The organism is Streptomyces botrytidirepellens (assembly GCF_003721215.1).
Lineage (GTDB): Bacteria > Actinomycetota > Actinomycetes > Streptomycetales > Streptomycetaceae > Streptomyces > Streptomyces himastatinicus.
Genome location: NZ_RIBZ01000316.1, coordinates 1 through 25,929, shown reverse-complemented (window position 1 = coordinate 25,929; position 25,929 = coordinate 1). Strand labels below are relative to the sequence as shown.

Annotated in this window: 23 protein-coding genes and 1 pseudogene; 14 read left to right on the top strand and 10 right to left on the bottom strand. The window is 70.3% G+C overall.

What is annotated here, in order from left to right:
• The 8 genes and pseudogenes from EEJ42_RS51145 to EEJ42_RS27280 form a co-directional block, all read left to right on the top strand.
• Positions 1–295: pseudogene (locus EEJ42_RS51145) on the top strand (ATP-binding protein); the annotation flags it as partial.
• Positions 292–720, top strand: a complete 429-nt coding sequence (locus EEJ42_RS27305; RefSeq protein ID WP_123103938.1) for a roadblock/LC7 domain-containing protein — start codon at positions 292–294, stop codon at positions 718–720. The pseudogene EEJ42_RS51145 and the gene EEJ42_RS27305, both read left to right, overlap by 4 nt.
• The gene (locus EEJ42_RS27300) at positions 717–1,073 is read left to right on the top strand and encodes a DUF742 domain-containing protein (RefSeq protein ID WP_123103937.1); all 357 of its coding nucleotides are present in this window, start codon (positions 717–719) and stop codon (positions 1,071–1,073) included. Before EEJ42_RS27305 ends, EEJ42_RS27300 begins: the two co-directional genes overlap by 4 nt.
• Positions 1,051–1,647 carry a GTP-binding protein gene (locus EEJ42_RS27295; protein WP_123103935.1) on the top strand — a complete coding sequence of 199 codons (597 nt, stop codon included), beginning with the start codon at positions 1,051–1,053 and terminating at the stop codon, positions 1,645–1,647. Before EEJ42_RS27300 ends, EEJ42_RS27295 begins: the two co-directional genes overlap by 23 nt.
• A 138-nt stretch (positions 1,648–1,785) precedes the next feature.
• The gene (locus EEJ42_RS53170; RefSeq protein ID WP_425472965.1) at positions 1,786–3,171 is read left to right on the top strand and encodes a cytochrome P450; all 1,386 of its coding nucleotides are present in this window, start codon (positions 1,786–1,788) and stop codon (positions 3,169–3,171) included.
• Complete coding sequence (locus EEJ42_RS27290; protein ID WP_246097422.1) at positions 3,153–4,268, top strand: cytochrome P450 family protein; 1,116 nt, start codon at positions 3,153–3,155, stop codon at positions 4,266–4,268. Before EEJ42_RS53170 ends, EEJ42_RS27290 begins: the two co-directional genes overlap by 19 nt.
• 88 nt (positions 4,269–4,356) lie before the next feature.
• On the top strand, positions 4,357–6,438 hold the full coding sequence (locus EEJ42_RS27285; protein WP_123103931.1) for an APC family permease: 2,082 nt from the start codon (positions 4,357–4,359) through the stop codon (positions 6,436–6,438).
• A gap of 87 nt (positions 6,439–6,525) precedes the next feature.
• On the top strand, positions 6,526–7,869 hold the full coding sequence (locus tag EEJ42_RS27280; RefSeq protein ID WP_123103929.1) for a class I SAM-dependent RNA methyltransferase: 1,344 nt from the start codon (positions 6,526–6,528) through the stop codon (positions 7,867–7,869).
• A gap of 187 nt (positions 7,870–8,056) precedes the next feature.
• Here EEJ42_RS27280 and EEJ42_RS27275 read toward each other — a convergent pair whose 3' ends face one another.
• From EEJ42_RS27275 to EEJ42_RS27265, 3 genes are all read right to left on the bottom strand, one after another.
• Positions 8,057–8,311, bottom strand: a complete 255-nt coding sequence (locus EEJ42_RS27275) for a hypothetical protein (RefSeq protein WP_148082040.1) — start codon at positions 8,309–8,311, stop codon at positions 8,057–8,059.
• Positions 8,312–8,405: 94 nt separating this feature from the next.
• Positions 8,406–8,735, bottom strand: a complete 330-nt coding sequence (locus EEJ42_RS27270) for a hypothetical protein (protein ID WP_123103925.1) — start codon at positions 8,733–8,735, stop codon at positions 8,406–8,408.
• Positions 8,736–8,753: 18 nt separating this feature from the next.
• Positions 8,754–9,473, bottom strand: coding sequence for a TetR/AcrR family transcriptional regulator (locus tag EEJ42_RS27265; protein WP_123103923.1), 720 nt, complete (start codon positions 9,471–9,473; stop codon positions 8,754–8,756).
• A gap of 111 nt (positions 9,474–9,584) precedes the next feature.
• Here EEJ42_RS27265 and EEJ42_RS27260 point away from each other — a divergent pair, with 111 nt between their 5' ends.
• The 4 genes from EEJ42_RS27260 to EEJ42_RS27245 all read left to right on the top strand — a co-directional run bounded on the left by EEJ42_RS27260 (position 9,585) and on the right by EEJ42_RS27245 (position 12,966).
• Complete coding sequence (locus EEJ42_RS27260; RefSeq protein ID WP_123103921.1) at positions 9,585–10,550, top strand: ATP-binding cassette domain-containing protein; 966 nt, start codon at positions 9,585–9,587, stop codon at positions 10,548–10,550.
• Positions 10,547–11,362: an ABC transporter permease gene (locus tag EEJ42_RS27255; RefSeq protein ID WP_123103919.1), complete on the top strand. Its 816-nt coding sequence runs from the start codon at positions 10,547–10,549 to the stop codon at positions 11,360–11,362. The genes EEJ42_RS27260 and EEJ42_RS27255 overlap by 4 nt, the downstream gene beginning before the upstream one ends.
• A 207-nt stretch (positions 11,363–11,569) precedes the next feature.
• Positions 11,570–12,055, top strand: coding sequence for a hypothetical protein (locus EEJ42_RS27250; protein ID WP_123103917.1), 486 nt, complete (start codon positions 11,570–11,572; stop codon positions 12,053–12,055).
• 53 nt (positions 12,056–12,108) lie between these two features.
• Positions 12,109–12,966 carry a DUF4097 family beta strand repeat-containing protein gene (locus tag EEJ42_RS27245; protein WP_246097420.1) on the top strand — a complete coding sequence of 286 codons (858 nt, stop codon included), beginning with the start codon at positions 12,109–12,111 and terminating at the stop codon, positions 12,964–12,966.
• Between the two features lie 335 nt (positions 12,967–13,301).
• Here EEJ42_RS27245 and EEJ42_RS27240 read toward each other — a convergent pair whose 3' ends face one another.
• On the bottom strand, positions 13,302–14,648 hold the full coding sequence (locus EEJ42_RS27240; protein WP_123103913.1) for a lysine N(6)-hydroxylase/L-ornithine N(5)-oxygenase family protein: 1,347 nt from the start codon (positions 14,646–14,648) through the stop codon (positions 13,302–13,304).
• A gap of 162 nt (positions 14,649–14,810) precedes the next feature.
• On the opposite strand from EEJ42_RS27240, the gene EEJ42_RS27235 reads away from it, so the two are divergent.
• Positions 14,811–15,455, top strand: coding sequence for an FMN-binding negative transcriptional regulator (locus EEJ42_RS27235; RefSeq protein WP_123103911.1), 645 nt, complete (start codon positions 14,811–14,813; stop codon positions 15,453–15,455).
• 156 nt (positions 15,456–15,611) lie between these two features.
• Complete coding sequence (ddaH, locus tag EEJ42_RS27230; protein WP_184503298.1) at positions 15,612–16,514, top strand: dimethylargininase; 903 nt, start codon at positions 15,612–15,614, stop codon at positions 16,512–16,514.
• 155 nt (positions 16,515–16,669) lie between these two features.
• Here the strand turns inward: ddaH and EEJ42_RS27225 are convergent, their stop codons facing one another.
• The 6 genes from EEJ42_RS27225 to EEJ42_RS27200 form a co-directional block, all read right to left on the bottom strand.
• Positions 16,670–17,557: a 3-hydroxyacyl-CoA dehydrogenase family protein gene (locus EEJ42_RS27225; protein ID WP_246097418.1), complete on the bottom strand. Its 888-nt coding sequence runs from the start codon at positions 17,555–17,557 to the stop codon at positions 16,670–16,672.
• Positions 17,558–17,570: 13 nt separating this feature from the next.
• On the bottom strand, positions 17,571–18,668 hold the full coding sequence (locus tag EEJ42_RS27220; protein ID WP_123103909.1) for an HAD-IIIC family phosphatase: 1,098 nt from the start codon (positions 18,666–18,668) through the stop codon (positions 17,571–17,573).
• Entirely contained in the window at positions 18,665–19,846 is a 1,182-nt protein-coding gene (locus tag EEJ42_RS27215) for an acyl-CoA dehydrogenase family protein (RefSeq protein WP_123103907.1), read from the bottom strand. The genes EEJ42_RS27220 and EEJ42_RS27215 overlap by 4 nt, the downstream gene beginning before the upstream one ends.
• Positions 19,843–20,097: an acyl carrier protein gene (locus EEJ42_RS27210; RefSeq protein ID WP_123103905.1), complete on the bottom strand. Its 255-nt coding sequence runs from the start codon at positions 20,095–20,097 to the stop codon at positions 19,843–19,845. The genes EEJ42_RS27215 and EEJ42_RS27210 overlap by 4 nt, the downstream gene beginning before the upstream one ends.
• A 17-nt stretch (positions 20,098–20,114) precedes the next feature.
• A complete protein-coding gene (locus tag EEJ42_RS27205; protein WP_123103903.1) occupies positions 20,115–21,122 on the bottom strand; it encodes a beta-ketoacyl-[acyl-carrier-protein] synthase family protein in 1,008 nt (335 codons plus the stop codon).
• Position 21,123: 1 nt separating this feature from the next.
• The coding region (locus tag EEJ42_RS27200) for a non-ribosomal peptide synthetase (protein ID WP_123103901.1) at positions 21,124–25,929 on the bottom strand (4,806 nt) is incomplete at its 5' end.

The window sequence follows — 25,929 nt, the reverse complement described above, 5'->3', positions numbered from 1 at the left end:
CGCGGCCCCGGCCCACGCGCCCGCGGACGACGAGGCGACGCGCGTGTACGGGGAGACCGCGGGCGGTCTGCCCAAGCGCCGCCGCCGGCAGCCCACCGCCGCCCCACCGGTGGACGGGCCCACCGCGCCCGGACCGCGGTCCGGCGCCCCCGAACCCGACACGGGGTCGCACCGTGTCCGCTCGGCCGAAGAGACCGCCAAGCGCATGGGCGCGTTCGCGCGCGGTACGCGCTCCGGCCGTGGCGTCACACAGGATGCCGCCCCTCACACCGAAGAAGGGAACCGCCAGGCATGAACGACCACATGAACAACGAGCTGGGATGGATGCTCGACGAGGTGGTCAAGATGCCGGAGGCACGGCACGCGATCCTGCTCTCCGCGGACGGGATGCTGCGGGCACACTCCGCGGGCATCGCGCGGGACGAGGCCGAACGCCAGGCCGCGGCGCTCTCCGGGCTCCAGTCGATCAGCCGCAGCACCTCCGAGTTCTGCGACCGCGAGGAGACGCCCTGGCAGCAGACGCTGGTGGAGTTCGTCGGCGGCTACGTCTTCCTGATCGCCGCCGGTCCCGGCGCGTACCTGGCCGTCTCGGCCACCGAGCACGTGGACATGGAGGCGGTCAGCTACCGGATGCAGAAGCTGGTCGACCGGCTGGGCAAGGAACTGACGAGCCCGCCGCGGCAGGGCGCGGCCTGGCAGGGGATCGGCAGTCCCGCATGAGTCCGGGCAGGCGCGAACGAGGATTGGTACGGCCGTATGTCGTGACCGACGGCCGTGCCTACCCGAGCCGCAACACCTTCGACCTGGTGACCCTGGTCATGGCCCACCCCGACCGGCCGCTCACCGGGCTCAGCCCGGAGAAGCGGGGGGTCATGGACCTCTGCCTCGGCGGCGCGCTGTCGGTCGCCGAGGTCGCCGGGTATCTGGAGCTGCCGGTGAGCGTCACCAAGGTGCTGCTGAGCGATCTGGTCGACAGCGGCCACATCAGCACCCGGGCCCCCATCCCGAAGGCCGAACTCCCCGAGACCCAGCTCCTCCAGGAGGTGCTCGATGGACTCCGCGCTCGCCTCTGACCGGGGCGCGGTCTATCTGCCCCAGACCGTACGGACCGCGGCCAAGCTGCTGGTCGTCGGGCACTTCGCGGTCGGCAAGACGACCTTCGTGGGCTCGCTGTCCGAAATCCGGCCGCTGCGCACCGAGGAGACGATGACTCAGGCCGGTGCGCTCATCGACGACCTCGCCGGCATCGAGGAGAAGACGACCACCACGGTCGCCATGGACTTCGGCCGGCTCACCCTCAGCGAGTCCCTGGTCCTGTACCTCTTCGGCGCGCCCGGACAGCAGCGCTTCACCCGGATGTGGAAGGACATGACGAACGGCGCGCTGGGCGCGCTGGTGCTCGCCGACACCCGTCGGCTGGAGCAGTCCTTCCCGGTGATGGCCGTCCTGGAGGAGCAGGGCCTGCCGTACGCCGTCGCCGTCAACCACTTCGAGGGCGCGCCCCGCTTCGCCGAGACGGAGGTCCGGGAGGCGCTCGATCTGCTGCCGGAGACCCCGCTGGTCACCTGTGACGCCAGGGACCGGATCTCCTCCACCCACGCCCTGATCGCCCTCGTCCAGTATTTGCAGGCCCGGCACACCAGCTAGTTCGTCCCAGGAGAATGTGTGACCCACCGTCCAGACCTCGAGGCCGTCACCGGAACCGCACCACCGCCGGGCTGCCCCGCGCACCAAGGCGGCGCGGCCGGTTCCGCCGGTCCCCTGGGGCATGGCGCCCGGGTGCCGATGTACGGCGCCGACTTCGCCGCCGATCCGCACGGGTTCTACGCCCGGATGCGGGCCGCGGGGCCCATCACCCCGGTGGAACTCGCCCCGGGCGTCGACGCGTACCTGGTCACCGGCTACTCCACGGCGCTGGAGGTCCTGCGCGACACCGAGCGGTTCGCCAAGGACCCGCGGAACTGGGCCGCCCTCACCGAGGGCCGGCTCCCGGAAGACAGCCCCGTGCTGCCGATGATGGAGTTCCGGCCCAATGCCCTGTTCACCGACGGCGAGCAGCACGCCCGCTACCGCGGGGCGATCACCGACAGCCTCAGCCGCGTGGACTCGCACGCGCTGAGCGACTACGTGGAGCGCAGCGCGGACACCCTCATCGACTCCTTCGTGGAGCGGGGCGAGGCCGAGCTGCTGAGCGAGTACGCGGGGATCATCCCGCTGATGGTGTTCAACCGGCTCTTCGGCGCCCCTCCGGAGCAGAGCAGCGAACTGATCCGGATCCTCACGATCATGTTCGACGCGAGCACCGCCGAAACGGGGCAGGCCAACCAGGACCTGTCGCGCTACATGGCGGACCTCGTCGACGCCAAGCGCCAGAAGCCCGGCGCCGACGTCACCTCCTGGATGATCGCCCATCCCTCGCGGCTGGCCGACGACGAGCTGATGCAGCAGATCGCGCTGCTGATGGCGGCCGGTACCGAACCCCAGGTGAACCTGATCGGCAACGCGCTGCGGCTGCTGCTGTCGGACGACCGGTTCGCCGGTGAGCTGTCCGGGGGCAGCCTGCCCGTCCAGGACGCCCTGGACGAGGTGCTGTGGGCCGACCCACCGCTGGCCAACTTCGGTACCCGGTTCGCCCGCTACGACGTCGAGATGGGCGGCGTACGGCTGCGCAAGGGCGACGCGGTGCTCACCAGCTACGCCGCGGCCAACACCGACCCCGAGCTGACCTCCCAGGGCCGCGCCGGCAACCGGGCCCACCTCGCCTGGAGCGTGGGCGCCCACCGCTGCCCCGCCGAGGGCCCCGCCCGGGTCATCGCCTCCGTCGCCATCGAACGGCTCCTCGACCGCCTCCCCGACATGCAACTCGCGGTGTCGTCCGACCAGTTGACCTGGCGCCCCGGCCCCTTCAACCGCGCCCTGGCCTCGCTGCCCGTGCGGTTCCCCGTCCTCACGAAGCCGACCCCCGGACCCGCCTCCATGCCGCCCGCCGCGGCCGTGCCCGCGCAACGACAGCCCGCCGAGCCCCAGGGAGACAACCAGTGGTCCACGAGTCCCGTCCCCTCGTCCTCGACCCCACCGGCAGCGACATCCACGCCGAAGCCGAGCGCGTCCGAGGCCAAGGGCCCGCGACACCTGTGGAGCTTCCTGGGGGCTTGGTGGCGTGGGCGATAAGCCGCCAGAGCCTGCTCAAGCAGCTCCTGACCGACCCGCGGGTGTCCAAGAACCCGCGCCTGCACTGGCGGGCCTGGAACGAGGGTGAGGTCCCGTCCGACTGGCCGCTGATCGCCTGGGTGGCCGTGCAGAACATGTTCACGGCCTACGGCGCCGACCACCGCAGGCTGCGCACCCTGGTCTCCAAGGCGTTCACCGCGCGGCGCACCGCCGCCCTGCGGCCGCGCATCGAGGAGATCTGCGCCGACCTGCTGGACCGGCTGGCGGCCACCCCGCCGGGCCGTCCGGTCGATCTGCGCGAGGGGTACGCGTACCCGCTGCCGCTCCGGGTGATCTACGAGCTGTTCGGGCTCACCGACGAGGGGCTGCGCGCGCGGATGAGCGCGTTCGCCGACAGCTCCTTCCGCACCACCACCTCGCCGGAGGAGGTCGCGGCCGCCTCCGCCGAGATGGACGCCATCATGGAGGCGCTCGTGGCCTCCAAGCGCGAGCGGCCCGGCGACGACCTGACCAGCGGCCTGATCGCCGTGCGCAGCGAGGAGGACTCGCCGCTGAGCGAGCGTGAGCTGTGCGACACCCTGGCGCTGATGCTCACCGCCGGGCACGAGACCACGGTCAACCTCCTGGACAACGCCGTCCACGCGCTCCTCACCCACCCCGAGCAACTCGCCCATGTGCGCGAGGGCCGGGCCTCGTGGGAGGACGTGATCGAGGAGACGCTGCGGCACTCCGCCCCGGTCGCCAACCTGCCGCTGCGCTACGCCGTCGAGGACATCGAGCTGGAGGACGGGGTGGTGCTGCGCAAGGGCGACGCGATCCTCGCCGCCTACGCGGCCGCCGGACGCGACCCCGAGATCCACGGCGGGGACGCCGCCGCCTTCGACGTCACCCGGCAGATCAAGAGCCATCTCGCCTTCGGCCACGGCGTCCATCTGTGCGTGGGCGCGCCGCTGGCCCGGCTGGAGGCCGCGATCGCGCTCCCGGCCCTGTTCGACCGCTTCCCTCGACTCTCGCTAGCGTCCGGGCAGGACGCGCTGGAGCCGATGGAGTCCTTCATTTCCAACGGCCACCGCGCCCTGCCGGTACGGCTGTCCTGACCGCCGTACGGCCCGCCCGGCCGCCCGCCCGTCTCCGGGTGGGCAGGCGGCTGGGCGGGCGCCCGGCCCACCCTTTACGATCCTCTGCGTGTCCAAACTGACCGACGTCCCGAAACGGATCCTGATCGGGCGCGCGCTGCGCAGCGACAAGCTGGGGGAGACCCTCCTCCCGAAGCGCATCGCGCTCCCCGTCTTCGCCTCCGACCCCCTGTCCTCCGTCGCGTATGCGCCTGGGCAGGTGATGATCGTCCTTTCCGTGGCGGGTGCGTCGGCCTACAAGTACTCACCGTGGATCACGATCGCGATCATCGTGCTCATGTTCACGGTGGTCGCGTCGTACCGCCAGAACGTGCACGCGTACCCCAGCGGGGGCGGTGATTACGAGGTCGCCAACACCAACCTCGGCCCCAAGGCGGGACTCACCGTTGCCAGCGCCCTGCTGGTGGACTACGTCCTGACGGTGGCCGTGTCGATCTCCTCCGGTGTGGAGAACCTCGGCTCCGCGGTCCCCTTCATCGTCGAGCACAAGACGCTCTGCGCGGTCGCGATCATCCTGTTGCTGACCCTGATGAACCTGCGCGGCGTCCGCGAGTCGGGCAAGCTCTTCGCGATCCCCACGTACGTCTTCGTCGGCGGCGTCTTCGTGATGATCCTCTGGGGCGCCTACCGCGCGCTCGTCCTCGGCGACGACATGAAGGCCCCCACCGCCGGTTTCGAGGTCCACGCCGAACAGACCGGGCTGGCCGGCTTCGCGCTCGTCTTCCTGCTGCTGCGCGCCTTCTCCGACGGCTGCGCCGCGCTCACCGGCGTCGAGGCCATCAGCAACGGGGTGCCCGCCTTCCGCAAGCCCAAGAGCCGGAACGCCGCGACGACGCTGGCGCTGATGGGCGGCCTCGCGGTCACCATGTTCGTCGGCATCATCACCCTCGCCATGGTCACCAACGTCAAGATGGCCGAGGACCCGGCCCACGACCTGTTCAAAGACGGCGCCGCGCTCGGTTCCGGTTACACCCAGAACCCCGTGATCTCGCAGGTCGCGGCCGCCGTCTTCGGCGACGGCTCGTTCCTGTTCGTGGTGCTCGCCGCGGCCACCGCGCTGGTCCTGTTCCTGGCCGCCAACACCGCGTACAACGGCTTCCCGCTGCTCGGCTCGATCCTCGCCCAGGACCGCTACCTGCCGCGCCAGCTGCACACCCGCGGCGACCGGCTCGCCTTCTCCAACGGCATCGTGCTGCTCGCCGGGGCCGCGGCGGTCCTCGTCTACATCTACGGCGCGGACTCGACCCGGCTGATCCAGCTCTACATCGTCGGCGTCTTCGTCTCCTTCACCCTCAGCCAGACCGGCATGGTCCGGCACTGGAACCGCCACCTGGCCGGTGAGCGCGACCCGGCCGCCCGGCGCCGCATGATCCGCGCCCGCGCGATCAACACCTTCGGCGCCTTCTTCACCGGGCTGGTCCTGGTCGTCGTGCTGCTGACCAAGTTCACCCACGGCGCGTGGGTGGCGCTGCTCGGCATGGCCGTCTTCTACATCACCATGACGGCGATCCGGCGCCACTACGACGGCGTCTCCGAGGAACTGGCCGCGGCCGAGGAGCAGCACGACGAGGACGAGGTCCGCCCCTCCCGGGTGCACTCCATCGTCCTCGTCTCCAAGATCCACAAGCCGACGCTGCGCGCCCTGGCCTACGCCAAGCTGATGCGCTCCCACCGGCTGGAGGCGCTGAGCATCAACGTCGACCCCGCCGAGACCAAGGCGCTTCAGTCCGCGTGGCACGAGCGCGGCATCGACGTCCCGCTGAAGATCCTCGACTCGCCGTACCGCGAGATCACCCGGCCGGTCATCGACTACGTCAAGGGACTGCGCCGGGAGAGCCCGCGCGACGTGGTCTCCGTCTACATCCCCGAGTACGTGGTCGGCCACTGGTACGAGCACCTGCTGCACAACCAGAGCGCGCTGCGGCTCAAGGGCCGGCTGCTGTTCACCCCCGGCGTGATGGTGACCTCCGTGCCCTGGCAGCTGGACTCCTCGGAGCTGGCCCGCAAGCGCGCCCGCAAGCGCGCCGAGTGGAACGCCCCGGGCTCGGTCCGGCGCGGCCCCGTGGTGCCGCCGCGGCCGAAGGGCGAGCGCAAGGCCGATAAGGCGGGCGTCCGGACGCCTGGCCGATAGCCTTTGTGCGGGGCGGGGATACGGGGACGTAGACTGGTGGGCTGCTGTTCCGCCCACCCCCTCACCCCCTCTGGAGCCGAGCCCGCCATGCAAAGTGAACCCAAGGCGTCGCTGGTCGGCGAGGAGTACGAGGTCGAGGTCGGCCCGGTGGCGCACGGCGGCCACTGCATCGCCCGGACCGCCGAGGGCCAGGTGCTGTTCGTACGCCACACCCTGCCCGGTGAACGGGTCGTCGCCCGGGTCACCGAGGGCGAGGAGGGCGCGCGCTTCCTGCGCGCCGACGCGGTGCGGATCCTGGACCCCGCCAAGGACCGGGTGGAAGCCCCCTGCCCGTTCTCCGGCCCCGGCCGGTGCGGCGGCTGCGACTGGCAGCACGTCGCCCCCGGCGCCCAGCGCAGGCTCAAGGCCGAGGTGATCACCGAGCAGCTCCAGCGGCTGGCCGGGCTCACCCCCGAGGCCGCCCGCTGGGACGGCACCGTCGAGCCCGCCCCCGGCGACAAGGTGGCCCGCGGTGAGGTCCCGGCCTGGCGCACCCGGCTCCAGTACGCGGTGGACGAGGCGGGCCGCCCCGGGCTGCGCCGCCACCGCTCGCACGAGGTGGAGCCCGTCGACCACTGCCTGATCGCCGCGCCCGGGGTCACCGAACTCGGCATCGAGAAGCGGGAATGGCCGCAGATCGAAAGCGTCGAGGCCATCGCCGCCACCGGCTCCTCCGACCGCCAGGTCGTCCTCACCCCCCGCCCCGGCGCCCGGCTGCCGATCGTCGAACTCGACCGCCCGGTCTCCGTCCTGCGCATCGCCGAGTCCCGCGGCCGCGAGCGCCACCGCCTCGTCCACCGCGTCCACGGCCGCCCCTTCGTCCGCGAACGCGCCGCGGACCGCACCTGGCGCGTCGGCGAGGGCGGCTTCTGGCAGGTCCACCCCAAGGCCGCGGACCTGCTCGTCGAGGCCGTCATGCAGGGCCTCATGCCGCGCAAGGGCGACACCGCGCTCGACCTCTACTGCGGCGTCGGCCTCTTCGCGGGCGCCCTCGGAGAGCGCGTCGGCGAGCGCGGCGCGGTGCTCGGCATCGAGTCCTCCAAGCGCGCGGCCGAAGACGCCCGCCACAACCTCCAGGACCTGGACCGCGTCCGCATCGAACACGGCAAGGTCGAGCAGGTCCTGCCCCGCACCGGCATCACCGAGGCCGACCTGATCGTCCTCGACCCGCCCCGCTCCGGCGCGGGCAAGGAAACGGTCGCCCACCTCGCCTCCCTGGGCGCCCGCCGCATCGCCTACGTAGCCTGCGACCCCGCAGCCCTGGCCCGCGACCTCGCCTACTTCCACGACGCGGGCTACACCCCGCGCCGCCTGCGCGCGTTCGACCTGTTCCCGGTGACCCACCACGTGGAGTGCGTGGCGGTGCTGGAGCCGGCGGGGAAGGGCCACTGACCTGCGGCGTTGTTGAGGGAGGGAGCTTGTCGCGGGTGCACTTCCACCTGTTCCCGCACACCCCTCACGTGGAGTGCACGACGACTTCTGTCTCCGCCCTCAGGGACGGGCTGACCTGCTGCCTCGTAGGACGAAGTCGACGGTGGCGGGCAGGTGCGCCTTGGGGCCGCAGTACGCCGGCTGTGGCTCAGAAGGCGGGCACCACCCGTCCGCGGAGGCCGCCAGTCTCCAGCAGCGGGGGGAACGTCGTCTTGACCACGATGCCGCGGTCACCGGACACCTGGATGCCGTGGCGCGACGTCGCCACGCGGCCACCGTCGCGCACCGCGCGGGAGGCGGGTTCGGCGATGCCCGCGGTGTCGATGAGTCCGTCGACACCGCTCGGCACCTCCTTGCGCACCAGCTCAGGGAACCAGCTGGACGGCGTAGCCGCCGACCGCACCGGCCGCTCCGGCGACCGCCACGGTGGCACCGGGCGTCGGACAGAGGGGGCTCCTCCAAGCTGCGATCGGCTGTCGGGGGAGGAGCGCCCGTGATCAGGCGCCGACGGCGGTGCACTTCCCGACGCACGAGGACCTGCTCGGGGCGGCGATCGGCCGGCTGGTGGTGCGGACCAGTCCGCGGCTGCGCGAGATTCTGCGGCACGACGAGGGCCGGGCGGCAGGCGGCGCCGCCCGGCGGGGCGGGGCTTGTACCGGGTGCTCGGTGACGTACTCGGCCCGGAGGCCACCGCCGCGCCCGGCTCTCCGCCGGTGGCCGAGCTGACCGTGCAGCTCCTGCGTGGCATGGCGATTTCCGAAGGGCTCCACCGCGAGGACGCCGACCGGGAGGCGCATCTGGAACAACCGCACCATCGGCGCACCCATCACCAGGTCACTTATCGCCTACGACGGCTGAGCCACATCGGAACCACTCAGCCGGGCCAGGCTCCTGTCGAGCCGAACTGACATACCGTCGAGGACAACACCGAGCCCGAACTCGAGTGCATCGGTGCGCGCGGTGCGCGGATCCGCGTTCAACTGCGCCTGTTCCGCCACCCTCGCCTGGAGGCGGGGGAACTGGGCCACGATCTGGTTGGCGTTGACCACGGCCTCCTGTAGTTGCAGCTGTACTTTCTCGCTGTCCTTCTGGCTCTTCAACAACATGGCCTGTGAGGAGTCCTGGTAGGCGGCGCCGATCACGAAGGTGAACAGCGTGTTGACCGCCCAGTCGAGGTCGACCCCGGTGAAACCCGCGGCCTCGAAGATGGCGTAGCTGTGGTCCTGGCAGCGAGCCATTCCGGCGCCGTAGGCCAGGCAGCTGGGGATCGCGGGGATCAGCCAGTGATGCGTGACGCCGAGCCCGTACGTGCTGCGCGCCAGCTCGACGGCGGCCCGCCGCCATCCCACCTCACCGGGGTCAAGCACTGAAATCTCGCCCCAGATGCGGTCACTGGCCAGCGCGATCAGATTCTCCTTGCTCTGCACGTGCCAGTACACCGACGTCGCGGCCGAGCCGAGACGTTGCCCGAGCCGCCGCATACTCAGGCCGTCGAGGCCCTCCTCGTCGAGCAGCTCGATGGCAGCACTGACGATTTGCGCCCGGCTCATGGTTCGACGAGTCATATACCCAGCCTAACTTGAACACTGTCCGAGACTCACTTGCACACCGTTCGAGACCTATCGTACGCTGTTCAAGTCCGACTTGAACAGCGTACGATGAGGAGTCGATCACCGATGGCTGAAGCCGATGGCGTCCCCGCGGTGTGGATGCGGGGGTTACGCAAGTCCTATGGCGCGAAGGAGGTGCTGGCGGGCATCGATCTCGACGTGCCCACGGGGAGCGTGTTCGCCCTGCTGGGGCCGAACGGCGCTGGGAAGACCACCACGGTGCACATCCTCAGCACCCTCGTCCAGGCCGACGACGGCCAGGTCCGCGTCGCCGGCCATGACCTGAGGAAGGAGCCCAACGCCGTGCGCTCGGCCATCGGGCTCACCGGCCAGTTCGCGGCGGTGGACAAGCTGCTCACCGGCGAGGAGAACCTGCGTCTGATCGCCAAACTTCGGCACCTTGACCGCGCGGCCGCCCGCCGCCGGATCGCGGACCTGCTGGAGTTGTTCGAGCTCGGTGACGCGGCGAAGAAACCGCTGCACACGTACTCCGGCGGCATGCGCCGCAAGCTCGATCTGGCCCTGACCCTGCTGGACCAACCCCCGATCATCTTCCTTGACGAGCCCACGACCGGTCTCGATCCCCGCAGTCGGCAGGCGATGTGGGACATCGTCCGCGAGGTGGTGGCCCACGGGACCACGGTGTTCCTCACCACCCAGTACCTCGAGGAGGCCGACCGGCTCGCTGACCGGATCGCCGTGCTCGACGGCGGCAAGCTCGTCGCCGAAGGCACCTCTGAGGAGCTCAAGGCTCGGATCGGTGGTGGCCGTATCGAGCTGCGCTTCGCCGACACCATCGCTCTCGATGCCGCGGCCCTCGCGGTGCCGGAATCGATGCGTGAGGAAGAGACGTTCACCCTTGCTGTCCCGATGGACGCCGCCGGTACCGGCTCGATCCGAGCCGTGCTCGACCAGCTGGACCACGCGCGGATCGAACCGCTCGCTCTGTCGGTGCAGACACCCAACCTCGACGATGTGTTCCTCGCGCTGACCGGCGCGACCAGCAAGAAAGAGGGGAGCGCGACACGATGAGCAGCCCCACTATCGCTCCGGCTCCGCGCAGGACGACCACACACCCGTTCAGCGACGCACTCACCATGCTCGGGCGCAACCTCACGAGGATGCAGCGCGATCCGTCCCAGGTGATCGTCGTCATCGCCCTGCCGGTGATCTTCCTGCTGCTGTTCGTCTACGTCTTCGGCAACACGCTTGGCGCCGGCATCAGCGTCTCCGGGACCGACGGCTACCTCGGGTACGTCGTCCCGGGCATCCTCATCATCGGCCTCGCTGCCAGCGCCCAGGGCACGTCCGTCTCGGTGAACACCGATATGACGGAGGGGATCATCGCGCGCTTCCGAACCATGGCGATCGCCCGCGGTGCGGTGCTGACCGGCCACGTCGCGGGCGCCATCATCCAGACCCTTCTCGGCATCGTCGGTGTTCTGGCCATCTCCCTCCTGCTCGGCTACCGGCCTGCCGCTGACGCCACGGACTGGCTCGGCGTAGTCGGTGTGCTCACCCTGATCACGTTCGCCCTCAGCTGGTTGGCCGTCGCCATCGGCACGTTCGCGAATTCCGCAACGGTCGCCAGCAACATGCCCATGCCCCTGGTTCTGTTGCCGTTCCTGGGCAGCAGCTTCGTACCGGCCGAATCGATGCCCGATGGACTGCGTTGGTTCTCGGAGTACCAGCCCTTCACCCCGTTCATCGAGTCCGTCAGGAGCCTGCTCGACGGCGCGCCCGCCGGTGACGACATCCTGGCCACTGCCATCTGGTCCTTCGCGATCGCTGTACTCGGCTACGTCTGGGCGCTGGCTCAGTACAACCGGAAGTCCATTCGATGAAAACCAGTGGCCTGCCGGCTCATCACGCTCGAAGACGCCAGTGACGCCCGGCACGGCCTGGGTGGCGCCAATGTGGCCAGAGCGGCCCGTGAGGTTCGCGCGGCCTTCCCGTCTCGGTGACCTGCGTTGTCACTCGCAGGGGACTCCGGTGGCGCCACCCGGGTCACAGCAGTTGAAATGGCGCCATGGATACGCCATGATGGCGCCATGGATGTCAGTCCGTTCGTGGATAAACTCGCGCGCGAGTTCGCGGCGCTCGCAGAGATCGACAGCGGCGATGCCGGAGCACTGGCAGCACGGCTGGAGCCGGTGATCCGACTCACGTTGTTCGACGCGCTGGTAGCGGCTGCGGACGAAATCAACCGCGACCTCGCCCCAGGCTCGGTTGAACTTCGTATCCGTGGACGCGACCCGAACTTCGTCGTGACGCCATCGTCGCCTGAGCGGTCGCCCGAGACCGTGGTCGGCAGCGGCACGCTGAGCGCCGAGGAAGGTGTCACAGCACGAATCAACGTGCGCATTCCCCAGCAGCTGAAGGCTGCGATCGAGCGAGCTGCCAGCCGCGAAGGCCGCTCGGTGGACGCGTGGTTGGGGCAGATGGCCTCCGCCATGGTGCAGCAGGACCGCGCTCCCTGCGTCGCCGTTCGTCGCGGCAAACGAGGCCGGCAGCGCTACACCGCCTGGGTGCGCTGACCCAACCGGCCGTTATCTCTCGTCCCGACGTGCGGGGACGTCCATCAGCAATCGTGAAAAGGGAAGCCATGCCTGTTTTCGATACCCCTGAACCGATTTCCGTCACGATCGAAATCAGTGTCGGCGACGTGCAGATCACCGCCGAAGACCGGACCGACACCTTCGTCGAGGTACGGCCAACCGACAAGACCGACGACTCGGATGTGAAGGCCGCCGAGCAGGCAAGCGTCGAGTACGCCGACGGCGTATTGGTGATCAAGACCCCGAAGCCCCGGGCAATGGACTTCTCCCGCAAGACCCGCTCGGTGGACGTGTCGGTCGCACTACCGACCGGCTCGCATGTGCGTGGCGAAGCGGCGGTGGGAGACCTGCGCTGCTCCGGCCGCCTCGGGGAGTGCACGTTCAAGACATCCACCGGGCACGTCCAACTCGACCACATCGGCTCGTTGCACCTGGACACGGCGGGCGGCCACATCACCGTGGGCCGAGTCGACGGCGACGCCGAGGTCAGCACCGGCACCGGGCGGATCCGTATCGGAGAAATCGACGGCGCGGCCGTGGTCAAGAACTCCAACGGCAACACGGAAATCGGCAGGGTCACCGGTGGCGTCCAGGTCCGCGGCGCCAACGGTGACATCTCGATCGACCAGGCATCGGGTCTTCAGACCGACGCACAAACCTCCAACGGCAGCATCCGTATCGGGGAAGTGACCCGCGGCGCCGTCGCGCTCAAGACCGCAACCGGTGACCTGGAGATCGGCATCGGCGCGGGCCGCCCGGCGAGGCTGGATCTGACGACTGGATACGGGCGGGTGCATAACGCGCTGGAGGACGCCGCAAAGTCGCCCGAGGAATCGATCGACGTGCGGGCGCAGACCTCCTACGGAGACATCACGATCCACCGCACCTGACGTCGGCCCTCGTGAGCGGGGGCGACGGGCACGGACGGCGTCCCGCCCAGGACGAAGCGGCTCATGGCGGGGTCTTCCGGGCGGTTGGCCGCCGGGAAGTGTGGGTGCGGCGGCACCAGAGGTGCACCGCAACCGGCACAGCGGCCGGCTCGGGGTGCTGCGTCAGGCCCTCCGGGAGGGACTCGGTGCGGAGGACGAGGATGTGCGCGGCCGACACCTCACGGCCATCACCCGCTTCCGGGCCCCTGCCGCCCGAGAACGCTTCCGTGTAGCCGTGGGCGGCGGGAGGCCGGGACCACGGCACGGCGCCGGTCCCGGCCTTCGGCTTCGGGGGTTCAGCCGCCTTCGTGGCCGACCTCGACGGGGATCGCCTGGTTCACGTCCCGCTTTGCCGGCCTGGCGATGATCGAGTCGGCGATCTCGCCGCTGCGTACGGCGATGTTCGACAGCAGCGAAGAGGTGAGGCCGTGGGTGTGCTCGGTGCCGCCCTGGAGGTAGAGCCCGCAGAGCAGTTCGGGGCTGGTGGTGATGCGGTAGTCCCGCTCCACTCGGTACCGTCCCGTCTCGTCCCGCAGGCAGAAGCGGTCGAGGTCCCCGAGAAGACCGGTGGCCTCCATCGTGTCGTAGCCCGTCGCGCAGACCAGGGCATCGAAATCCAGGTCGTACACACTGCCGTCGAGCCCCGCCTGGAGGGAGACCCGCGTCTCGGCGCCGGCGCGCTTGACGCCGGAGACCCTCGTCAGGTTGAGCACGTGCAGCCGTTTGGTGCCGCGCACTTCGTCGTCGTACGAGCGCCGGTACAGGTCCCTGATCACCTCGTCGTCGACGACCGAGTAGTTCGTGTTGCGGTGGTACCGCCAGAAAGCCTCGCGCGTCTGCTCGGTGCCGTAGTAGTAGTCGTCGACTGCGCTCGGATCGAACACCTGGTTGGCGAAGGGAGTGTCGTCCGCCACGGAGTAGCCGTAGGACGGGATGATCGCCCACACCTGGGCGTGCGGGAGTTCGTCGTACAGGAACCGGGTGATCTCGGCCGCGCTCTGCCCCGCCCCGACCACCGCCACGCGCCGTAGCTCGCCCGGATCCATCCGTCGGTACTTCTCCAGGAACTCGGAGCTGTGCCAGACCCGTTCGTCGCACTCCGTTCCGTCGGGCATGTTCCGGACGAGGCCCGTCGAGACGACGACGTTCCGCGCGTTGATCACGCGGGTGCCTCGGCCGGTGACGTCCCGGACTTCGATCTCCAGATGGCCTGCCGACTCCGGATCGGCGCCGTGCGGCAGCCGAACCGACGTCACTTCCGAGCCGTAGGTGACGAGATGAGCCACGCGTGCCTGCGCCCATTCCAGGTACTGGTGGAACTCCTGGCGCGTCGGGAAGAAGTCCTGGTTGTTGGCGAACTGGGGCAGCCGGCCCGAAGCGTGCAGATACGCGATGAAGCTGAAACTCGACGTCGGATCGCGGAACGTGACCAAATCCTTGAGAAAGGATATCTGCATGGTCGCCGACGGCAGCAGCATGTTGCGGTGCCAGCCGAACGTAGGCTGACGTTCGAAGAAGGCGGCGCTGATCTCACGCCCCGGAGTGTTCACCCGTTGCTCGTTCAGGGCCACGGCGAGCGACAGGTTGGACGGGCCGAAACCGACACCGACCACGTCGTACGTCTCGTGTTCACGATTACCCATAAAGAATTCTCCGCATCCCTGGAGGGCCACGTCCGAGCGAGCTTCAATTGATGTCGACCGCCCGCCAACGTAGACCTGCCCGATGAACCATTCAAGGCGTTCGTGTCCCGTCGGCAGGACATGAATACAGTCGTAGGGCCCCCATGAAAGGATCAGTACCCGATGTTCGTACCTTGCCAGTATCGCGAGCCAGACGGTATGTGGATGGTCGATCTCATGCGCCGCAATCCCTTGGCACTTCTGACGACCAATGGCACCACCGCCGACGGTCCGTTCGCGACGCATCTGCCCGTCATTCAGGACCCGCAGATGGACGAGGAGTGGAGAGCCGATCTGTCCGGAGCGCTCCTGCTCGGGCACATGAACCGGAAGAACCCGCACTGGTCGGCGCTCCGGTCGGGCGATGTGGTGCTGCTGGTTTTCACCGGCCCGCACGCATACGTCTCTCCGACGGTTTACCGGAAGACCCCCGCCGCGCCTACGTGGGATTTCACCGCGGTGCATGTGCACGGTGTCGTCGAGAAGATCGAATCTCTCGAAGAGACCCTCGGCGTGGTGCAGTCCACCGTGCGCGCCTTCGAAGCCGAACTCGGCACCGGCTGGGACATGTCGGAGTCGGTGGAGTACTTCCGCCGGATCGTGCCCGGCGTGGGCGCTTTCCGGGTGCGGGTGACCGGGGCCGAGGGCATGTTCAAACTCAGCCAGGAACAGCAGCCCGAAGTCCGTGAACTGGTGCGGGAGTCCTTCGCCCGACGGGATTGCGGCCTGCATCGTGAGACCGCCGAGCTCATGGGCCGACTGCCGTGAAATTAGCTCACCATGGAAAGCAGAACGCGCCGGTGATGATATTCTGCGCGTGCCTCACGGGTAGTGATCGGTGGAATCGGACGACTGTCCCGTCACCAGGACAGGGATGGCGGATCGAGCGCCCGTCTGAGAATCTCGCATTCGCGAGCACGGAATATGACGCACCACGGAATCGAGTCACTGTCCACAGTTGACCGAGGGAAGGGGACCCGAGTGCGGCAGAGCAGCAACGGCGGCGGATCCAAACAGAGGCGGACCGCCCGGCCGCGGCACTACCTCATGTGCGAGCCGACGTTCTTTGACGTCTCTTATTCCATAAACCCATGGATGGACCCCTCGCGCCCCACATCCACGGAGCGTGGACTCGCCCAGTGGAAAACGCTGCACGACTTACTGGTCGAACTGGGGCACACGGTTGAGCTGGTCGAGCCCGTCGCCGGACTGCCGGACATGGTGTATTCCGCCAACGGCGCGACGGTCGTGGACGGCCGTGCGCTGGTCGCCCGCTTCCGTTACGAGCAGCGTGCGGACGAGTCGCCGGCCTATCTGGACTGGTTCCGGGTACGCGGCTGGGACGCTCGGCAGGCCGAGTACGTCAACGAGGGCGAGGGGGACTTCCTGTACGCGGGCGACGTCGTCCTGGCGGGCACGGGGTTCCGCAGTGAGCCGAAGGCGCGCGACGAAATACGGGAGTTCTTCGGCAAGCCGGTGCTCGGCCTGACGCTGGCCGATGAAAGGTACTACCACCTCGACACGGCTCTTGCCGTGCTCGACGACAACGAGATCATGTACAACCCCGAGGCGTTCTCGCCGCGGAGCAGGGCGCTGCTTGCGGAGCGGTTCCCGGACGCCATCCTGGCGGACGCGTCCGACGCCGCGGTCTTCGGCCTGAACGCCGTGTCCGATGGCCTTCATGTGATCATTCCCCAACAGGCGAATCGGCTGCCGGACCAGCTCCGGGAACACGGCTTCGTGCCCATCGGCATCGACCTGACCGAGCTGCTCAAGGGCGGCGGCGGCGCCAAGTGCTGCACCCTGGAACTACGCGCGCGCCACTGAGAAGGAGCCACACCGGCAGCTGCGGAGGCTCGCTCGTGCAGCGAACACGACATTGGTGTGACCGCTCTCCCCCCTCGCGAGGGACGGACCTGAGGCGCACCCGCCGCTCCTTGGAGCCCGGCTCTCGCAACGGCCCGGCCGGGCGCCGGACACCGCTACGCCTGCTGGGTCGCGTAGCGATGGAATCCCTCGCCGGTCTTGCGGCCCAGCTTGCCCTGTGCCACCAGGCGGGCGAGCAGAGCGCACGGGGTGAACTGCGGGCTGTCGGTGAGCTCGCGCAGTACGTGCAACGTGTCGACGATGATGTCGAGACCGATCAGGTCGGCGGTGCGCAGTGGACCCATGGCGTGGCCGAAGCAGTCCTGGAAGATCGCGTCCACCGCCGTGGCGTCGGCAGTGCCTTCCTGGACCACGGTGGCCGCGTCGTTGACGGTGGCCATCAGAACGCGGTTGGAGACGAAGCCCGGGGCGTCGTGGACGACGATGCCCTTCTTGCCCATGGTGTGCAGCAGGTGGTGGGCGCGGGCGAGGGTGGCGTCGCCGGTGTCCTTGCCGCGGATGACTTCGACGGCGTCCTTGGCGTAGGCCGGGTTCATGAAGTGCATGCCCAGGATGCGTTCAGGGGCCTGGACGCGGATGCTCAGGAGCTCGACGGGGATGGCGGACGTGCAGGTGGCGATCACGGTGTCGCGCGAGCAGAGGGTGTCGAGTGCGCTGTAGAGGTCTTGCTTCAGGGAGATGCGTTCAGGGGCGCATTCGATCAAGAAGGACGCGTTGTGCAGGTCTTTCAGTTCGGCGGTGAAGCGGATGCGTTCGGCCGTGGAGCCTGTCGTGGCGGCCTCCTGCCTGCCGAGCAGGACGGCTGCGCGCAGGCCCGCGCGCAGCCGGTCGGGGGCGCTGTTCAGGGCGGCGGGGACGGGGTCGACGGCGGTCACCTGGTGGCCGGCGGCGGCCAGGGCCTGGGCTACGCCCAGGCCCATGGTGCCTGCGCCGATCACGCCGATGGCCAGCGGTGCGGCAGCGGGGGCGGAGGTGGTGTCCACAGAGGTCTCCGGATCAGAGGGGTGACGGGGCGGGCACGGGCTGGGCGGGGGGAGTGACGATGCGGACCGCGCCATCGGCGGGGTGCGGTTCGGCTGATGGGTCGAAGCCCAGGAGGATCCGTCCTCCTCCGCTGCGGCTGATGACCTCGAAGCCCGCGAAGCGCAGGTTGATCAGCATCACACGATTGACGTCGGTGGGAACGAACTCGGCGACCGGGCGGCGGCCCGCGGCCAGGGCCTCGCGGACCAGGTGGCCGATCAGGGCCGGGCCCACACCACGCGACATCACCCGGCAGGAGAGCAGCAGCAGTTGCAACGTGCTGGTCTCCGCGGTCAGTTCGCTGACCGCCAGCCCGATGGTGCCGTACGAGCCGTACCGGTCCTCGAGGCTTGTGACCAAGACCTGGTGGTGCGGCGAGCTGATCAGTGTGCGCAACTCGTCCATGTCGTAGGTCTGGCCGGTGGTGTTCAACTGATGGGTGCGAACCGTCAGCTCGTGGGCGCGCTGGAGGTCGTCCTCGTCGGCGGGGCGGATGGTCAGGGTCAGCCCGAGCGTGGCGAGGAACTCCCCGGCGGGTCCCTCGAAGGACTCCTGGGCCTTCTTGCGGCTCAGTTCAGCACCGTAGAGGTGACGGCGGACGCGGCTCTCGTCGGTGACGAAGGGCGGCTGGAATGCGGGCAGGTCGGGCAGCTCGGCCACCTGCTCGGCCCGGTAGCAGCGTACGGCGGGGTGGGCGGAGGCCACTTCGGCCCGTTCGACGGCGTCGTTGTCGATGAACGCCAGCGCGTCGATACCGATGTTGAGGGTCTCGGCGATGCGCTGGACGGCCCGCGACTTGGCGCCCCAGCCGATCTCCACCACGGTGAACAGGTCGTCCAGGCCCAGGGCCGCCAGGTGCGCGGTGGCCAGGGCGTGGTCGCTGCGGCTGGCCACGGCGTGCAGGATGCCGCGTTCGTCGAGAGTGTGCAGGGTGGTGAGGGCCGCGGCGTCGGGTTGGGGGGCGTCGCCCTCCAGGAGGGTGCCCTGCCACAGGGTGCCGTCGAGGTCCCAGACCAGGCACTTGATCGTGGGGGCGGGGCCGGTCGTGGCCGCAGTGGTGGGGGTGGTCATGAGGCGGCCTCCTGGGTGGGGGAGCCGGTCGCGGGATGGAAGCCGTGCCGGCGCAGCAGCCGGCCGGCTATATGGAGTTCGGACACGTGCTCGGAGCCTTCGATGAGCTGCATCACCTTGGCGTCGCGGAAGAAGCGCCCGGCCAGGCTGTCCGGGGCTATCCCGGCCGCGCCGAGGATCTGCACGGCGCCGGAACTGACGTCGGCGGCGGCCCGGGCGGCTGCGTACTTGGCGAGCACGGTCTCGGACACGGCTTCCGGACGCCTTTCGGTGCGTGACCGGGTGGCGCGGGTGCACAGTGCGTGTGCCGCTGCGGTGTCCACGGCGGCGCGGGCGAGCACCGAGCGCACCAGTTGGTGTTCGGCGAGCGCCACGCCGCCCTGGGTCCGGCGCGCGGCGTGGGCGGCGGCAGTGTCGAGGCAGGCCTCGGCCATGCCGACGGACCCCCAGGCGACGGTGAACCGGCCGTGGTCGAGGGCGGTGCCGATGACGTGCCGCAGGCCTGAGCCGGGCGGGCCGACCAGGTGGGTGCGCGGCACGCGTACGCCGTCGAAGGAGACGTGCGCGATGCCGGCGGCGCGCATGCCCAGGTGTCCCTGGACGGGCTCGCGGTGTACGCCGGGCCGGTCTCCCTCGACGAGCACGGCGACGGGGCGGTCGGCGGCCTTGCCCAGGACCAGGAAGACGTCTGCGGTCTGTCCGAAGGTGATCCACACCTTACGGCCGGTGACCAGCACGTGGTCGCCGCTGCCGCGAACGTGGGTGTTCACCGCGGCCAGGGCGGTGCCCGCGCCGGCTTCGGTGGCGGCGAAACCGGCGAACATCCCGCCGCGCGCCAGCAGCGGCAGCCACAGCCCGCGCTGCTCGGGCGTGCCCCAGCGCAGCACCGCGGCGGTCACCATCTCCTGCACGGTGACAAGCCCGCGCAGCGTGCTGCACACCGCGCCCACTTGGGCGCACACCTGGGCCAGGTCGTCCGGTGAGCCGCCCGCGCCCCCGTAGGCGGTGGGCAGGGAGACGGCTAACAGCCCGTCCTGCGCGGCCTGTTGGCGAACCGAATCGGGGAGGCGCCCTTGCTGGTCCCACACCGTGGCGTCGTCGCGCACCGACGCGGCGAACGCGGCCGCGTCGACGGCCGTGGCCGCCTCGGGGCCGGAGGACCCGGTCGTCACGCTCATGAGCGTGACGTGATGGGCTCGGGCCCCTTGCCCTGGACGAAGGCGAGGACGCGTGTGGCGGTGCGGAAGTGGTCCAGGTGCAGATCCTCGACCTCGATGGTGAGCTGAAAGCGGTGCTCGACGAAGCTGACCAGTTCGAGGGCGAACAGCGAGTCGGTGAGTCCGGCGGCGAAGTAGTCGTCGTCGGGACCGACTTCGGTGCCCAGCGACGCGGCCAGGAACGCGAGTAGGTCTGCGGTCGCCGTGTCCATGAGGTTCTCTCCTTGGGCTACAGGTGGTGCGTATGGTCTTCTCCGTGGCCGGTCTCGACGAGGAGCAGGCTCCAGGCGGCCACCGGGCTCACGTTGATCAGGACGGTGCGGGCGGCGTCGGGCAGTTCACCCCGGCCGAGCGCCGTGTAGAGATTGAGCAGGACGTCGTTGGGCCCCAGATGGCCGTAGCTGCTGAGGTTGTCGCGGCAGGCGGGCAGCAGCTTGATGCCGAGGGCGTCCTCGGTGAAGGCGAAGCCGCCGGCGGACAGGTTCTGGCTGACGAACCCGTCGATGTCGTCGCGGCTCAGGCCGGCGCGGTCCAGCAGGCCGGTGAGCATGGTGCGCAGCCGGTTGCGGGTCTCCAGGGCGAGTTGGAAGGAGTAGGTCTCCGTGTCCCGGCATTCCTCGCGCCATAGAGCCACGGGCCGGTCGCGGAAGGGCACATGGAACAGGTCCCAGTGGGCGCCGTTGGTCTCCTGGGCGATGTCGAGGACGCGCACCGGGCCGGTGCGGCCGAGGAGCAGGGCCTGGCCGCTGTCCCCGTTGACGGTGACCGGGTGCCGGTAACGGGCGGGTGTGGCGGGCTTGTTGCCGTGTACGACCAGGACGTGGTCGAGATGCAGGTCGGCGGCGAGCATGCCGCGGGCGGCGAGCAGCGCCGGGGTGATGGAGACGCACCCCAGGCCACCGACGGAGAACACGGTGGCCTTCCGGGCGCCGAGCAGGTCCTGTAGCCGGGTCGCCTCCGAGGCCATGAGCGAGCCCGGGGCTCGGGATTCGACCACCACAAGCGCATGCAGGTCGACGGGGTCCAGGCCGGCTTCGGCGAGAGTCTGCCGGGCGGCTGCGAGCGCCAGCTCGTCCGCACCGAGGGTGTCGTCGGCGGTGACCGTCTCGATGCCCAGTGACCGGCAGTTCTGCTGCTCGCGGGGATCGAGGGCGGCCAGCTCGGGCAGGTCGGCCACCGCGATGCGGTGGCCGGGCAGGTACCAGGAGGCGGCGCGGACGGCGAGCGGGGCGGCCATGTCAGGCCTTCCCGATCAGCTCTGTGAAGGCGTCGATCAGATGGTCGGCCAGTTCGTCGAGGCGACGGTCCCCGACGCGTGCGTCGTGGGCGACGGTGATGTCCAGTTCCCCGTCGACGACGTGGGTGACGATCGCGATCGGCAGGTAGGACAGCAGCGCGTTCTGCTGTAGGGCGAGCGGCCCGCCGATGAGCGCGGGTGCGGCCGATGAGTTGAGGGTGTGATGGCTGGTCGCGTTGTGCTCGACCAGGATCTCCGGCTCGGGCAGAGCGCGCAGCGCGCGGGTGGCGGCGCTGTCGGGGCTCAAGTGGCGCAGGACGCCGTAACCCACGCCGTCGTTGGGCACCGCGCGCAGGATCTCGGCGACGTGGGGCAGCGCCTCGTCGGCGCGCTGCCCGGTGGCGGCGGGCAGGACGAGCGGGAAGGCGCTGGTGAACCAGCCCAGCGAGTTGGCGCGGTTCCCGGGCCGGTACGCATGGGGCAAGCCTTCGCTCACGGTGAGCACATAGGCGTCCGGCGCGCCGCGCCAGCGACTGACGGCGCAGCCCACGGCCGCCAGGGCCGCTTCGCGTCCGGGCGCTCCGGATGCGGACAGTACCTGGGCCACCCGGTCGGCCGGCACCCGGCGCCGGAGTATGGCCGTCTCGGTGCAGGGTGTTTCGGGTCGGGGCGCCAGGGCGACGCGGGCGCGTCCGGCGTCCAAGACGCTGCCCCAGTAGGTGACTTCGCCGGACAGCTCGTCGGACTGGGCGATGTGCGTCAGATGCGCGGCCCAGCTGCGCCAGGCGCGACGGGAGGTGGCCGGCACGTCCGGCAGAGCGCTGTGCCGGGGGTCTCGCAGGGCGGCGTTGAGATCCTCCAGGAGCGAGACGATGGAGATCTGATCGAAAACGAAGTGGTGGATGGCCAGCAGCAGGACGCCGGGGCGCGCCGGGCCGCGGTCGTAGTAGCGGCCGCGCAGCATGGAGCCGCGCGCGGGGTCGATGCCGGCGATCACGTCGGGGGCGTCGCCGTGCAGGAACGCGGCCAGGTTGTCGTCGCTCAGGTGGGGCACCGTCCGTGTGTCGAGCAGGCTGGTGTGTTCGCTGTCCACGCATTCCAGGCGGTGGCCGAGGGCGTTGCTCCTGATCCGGTAGCGCAGCGGTTCATGGAGGTCGACGAGGAGGTCGAGGGCGGCACGGATCGTGTCGGCCGTGATGCTGGGGTCGATGTGCAGGGTTTCGGCGATGACGAAGCCGCGAGCCTGGTCGGCCGACCGCTCGAGAATCGCGTGCATGATCGGGATGAGCGGGATCGGCCCGCCGGGCGCCACGGCCTCGGGCGCCCGGGCGGTGGCCCGGGTGGGCAGGGCGCGCTCGGCGAGGTCGCTCAGGGTGGGGTGCTGAAGGACGTCATGGGGGGTCAGAGCCAGTCCGGCGCGTTCGGCGCGGGCGGCGACGGCGATGGAGAGCACCGAGTCGCCGCCGATGTCGAAGAAGTTGTCCTCGGGCCGCACCGGACGGTGACCCAGCAGTTCTTCCCAGATCTCAGCGATCACGCGCTCGGCTGTGCGCGTGTCGGCCGCGGGAGCGGGGTGGACCGGTGCGCTGGTCATGGTGGCCTTCCTGTCGCCGTAGGAGAGGGTGCTGCCGGGGGCGGGCGGGATGGGGGCGCTCGACGACGTGCGCAGCAGCGCGGCACGGTCGTACTTGCCGTTGAGGGTCCGCGGCAGCCGGTCGTGCGTGGTCAGCCGGACCGGGATGCTGTAGCCGGGCAGGTGCTGATCCAGCCATGCCCTGAGGTCTGCCGGGGCGGGCGGGGTCTCGACGGCGATGTGCGCGCTCAACTGAGCTCCGGTGGCGGTCCGTTCGGCCAGGACGACCGCCTCGGTGACCGCTGGGTGGTCCAGGAGGGTGCTCTCCACCTCGGCGGGCTCTACACGGTGGCCGCGTATCTCGACCTGCCGGTCGTCGCGGCCGTGGAACTCCAGGACGCCATCGGCGTTCAGGCACACCAGGTCGCCGGTGCGGTACATGCGGGCACCCGCCTCGCCGACGTAGGGGTCGGCCACCGAGCGGGCGGCAGTGGCTGCGGGCAGGCCGTGGTAGCCGCGCGTGACACCCGCTCCGCCCAGGTACAGCTCGCCCACTTCCCCCACCGGGCAGGGCCGCAGGCCCGCATCGAGTACATAGGCGTGTGTGCCGGGGATGGGGCCGCCGATGTCGGGCAGCGCGGCATCCGTCGCGGGGCCGACCTCGCCGCAGGTGCCGACGACGGCGCATTCGGTGGGCCCGTACATGTTCAGCAGCCGCCAGGGCGTGGGCCGGTTCGGGCGGATGCGCAGCCGGTCGCCACCGACCGCCAGCGCCCGCAGGGCCAGGTCCTCGGGATGCTCGTCGTGCTGGAGGACGAGTTCGGCCAGCGGGGTCGGCATGCAGGCGACCGTGATGCGTTCGTCGGCGAAGCGGCGCAGCAGCGCCGCAGGGGTCTGCAGGGTGTCATGGGTGATGTGCAGGGTGGCGCCGTGCCTGAGGGTGCCGAGGATCTCCAGGACCGCGCCGTCGAATCCGGCGGCGAAGCACTGGGCGACCCGGTCGCCGGTTTCGAGACGGGCCCAGGCGCCGAACCAGGTCAGCAGGTTGTCCAGGGCACCGTGGGTGATGGCGCAGCCGTGCGGACGGCCGGTGGAACCGGAGGTGAAGCAGATGTAGGCGAGGCGCTGCGGATGCGGCGCGGGATCGGGCAGCGGTCCGGCGGAGCTCCCGTCGCCCGGCGGAACGGTCAGGACGGTGCGCCCCTCGGCATGGGGCAGCGTCAGGGGATCCGTGGTGATGACGATGCGGCAGCCGAGTTCGTTGAGGATCTCCTCGGTGCGGGCGGCCGGGGCCGCCGGGTCGAGGGGCACGAACGCGGCGCCCGCCCTGAGCGCGCCGAGCCAGCCCGTCACCAGATCCATACCCCGTGGTGCGAGGACCGCGACGGGCTCCTCCGTGCCGGCCCCTGCGGCGGCCAGGCGGGCGGCAAGCCGGTCGGTGAGCCGGTCGAGTGCGGCGTAGTCGCAGACGCGGTCGCCGTCGACGACGGCCGGCTGGTGCGGCCGGCGGGCGGCGAACTCGCGGAGCGCCTGCGTCACCGACGGGCCGGCGGGCTGCGCGGCAGGCGTGGTCAGGATGCTCGGCCGGGCCTGCTCGGCGCCGTGACACAGGTCGGCCAGCGCACGGTCCGGTTCGTCCAGCGATGCGGCGATGAGTGTCTCGAACCGGGAGAGCAGACCGTGCATCGTGCTGGGGTCGAAGAGGTCGACAGCGTACTCGAGATAGCCGCTCATCGGTCCGTCGACGTTGTCGTAGACGCCGAGGGTCAGGTCGGCCTTGGAGGTGCCGGGCGCGACCCCGGCGAGGCCGTCGCCGGGCACCAGCGTCAGCTCCGGCAGGGTGCGCGGCTGGGACGCGGCATTCTGGTGGGTGTACATCACGGTGTACAGGGGGTGCCGGGAGGGGTCCCGCTGCGGCTTCAGATCGGCGACGATCTTCCCGAAGGGCACTTCCTCGTGGTCGAGGACGCCAGTGACGGTCCGGGCGCTGCGCCGCACCAGCTCGCGGAAGGTACAGGTGGGGTCGACCGGCGTGCGGAAGGGCAGCACGTTGTTGAAGTAGCCGATCAGAGGATGCGTCGCGGGGTTGAATCGGCCGCTGGTGGCGGCGCCCACCACCACGTCCCGCCAGCCGCCCCAGTGGTGGAGCAGGGTGTTGACCGCGGCCAGCATGGTCACGAAGGTGCTGACGCCTTCCTCCTGGCTGAACTGCCGTATCCGGGCGGCGTGTTCCGCGGGCAGCGTGAATTCGATCAGGTCTCCGGCGTGCGATTCGACGGGCGGGCGGGGCCGGTCGAGCGGCAGCTCCGCGGGCTCGATGCCGGCCAGTTGCTCGCGCCAGAACCGCAGGCCCTCGCTGAAGCGCTCGCCTTGGAGCCAGTCGCGCTGCCAGGCCGCGAAGTCACCGAAGGTGAGGGGGAGGTGGGGCAGCTGGGGGGCCCGGCCGGCACGGCGTGCGGCATAGCTCGCCGCCAGTTCCTCGAAGAAGATGTCCCAGGACGCGCCGTCCCACACGATGTGGTGCCAGGTCAGCAGCAGGACGTGCTCGTCGTCGGCGACGGTGATGAGGGTGGCGCGCATCAGCGGCCCGGTGGCCAGGTCGAAGGGGGCGCGGGCCTCTTCGGTCCGCAACCGCGTCACTTCGGCCTCGCGCCGGTCCTGGGACACCGCGCGCACATCGATGTGGTGGAGCGGCGGGACGGGCGCGTCGAACACGGCGTAGGGCCGCCCGTCCTCGGCGGGGATCCGGGTCCGCAGCACCGCCTGGTGGGCGACCACGTCGGCGAGGGCGGCACGCAGCGCGTGCACGTCCAGGGGCCCCCGGTAGCGCAACGTGCTGGGGATGTTGTACAGCGGCCCGGGAGGCGAGATCCGGTCCAGGAACCACAGCTGTTCCTGGTTGTACGACAGCGGGACGCGGGATCCGGCCGCCAGTGGGGCGATGACCCAGTCGGTTCGGTACTCGCCGCGAGTGCGCCGTTCCTTGATGACGGCCGCCATCTGCCGCACGGTGCGGTACTCGTACAGGTCGGCGAAGGTGATGCGGACCTGGAAGTGGGCTTCGATCTGGCGGATGAGGGTGATGCCGCCGATCGAGTTGCCGCCGAGCGCGAAGTAGTCCGAGTCCGGCCCTACGCCGGGGTCGCTCAGGACGCGGGACCACAGCGCGGCCACCGCGCGCTCGGTGTCGTCGTCCGCCGGCGCCGGCCGGGCGTCGGGGCGCGGCCCCGCCGC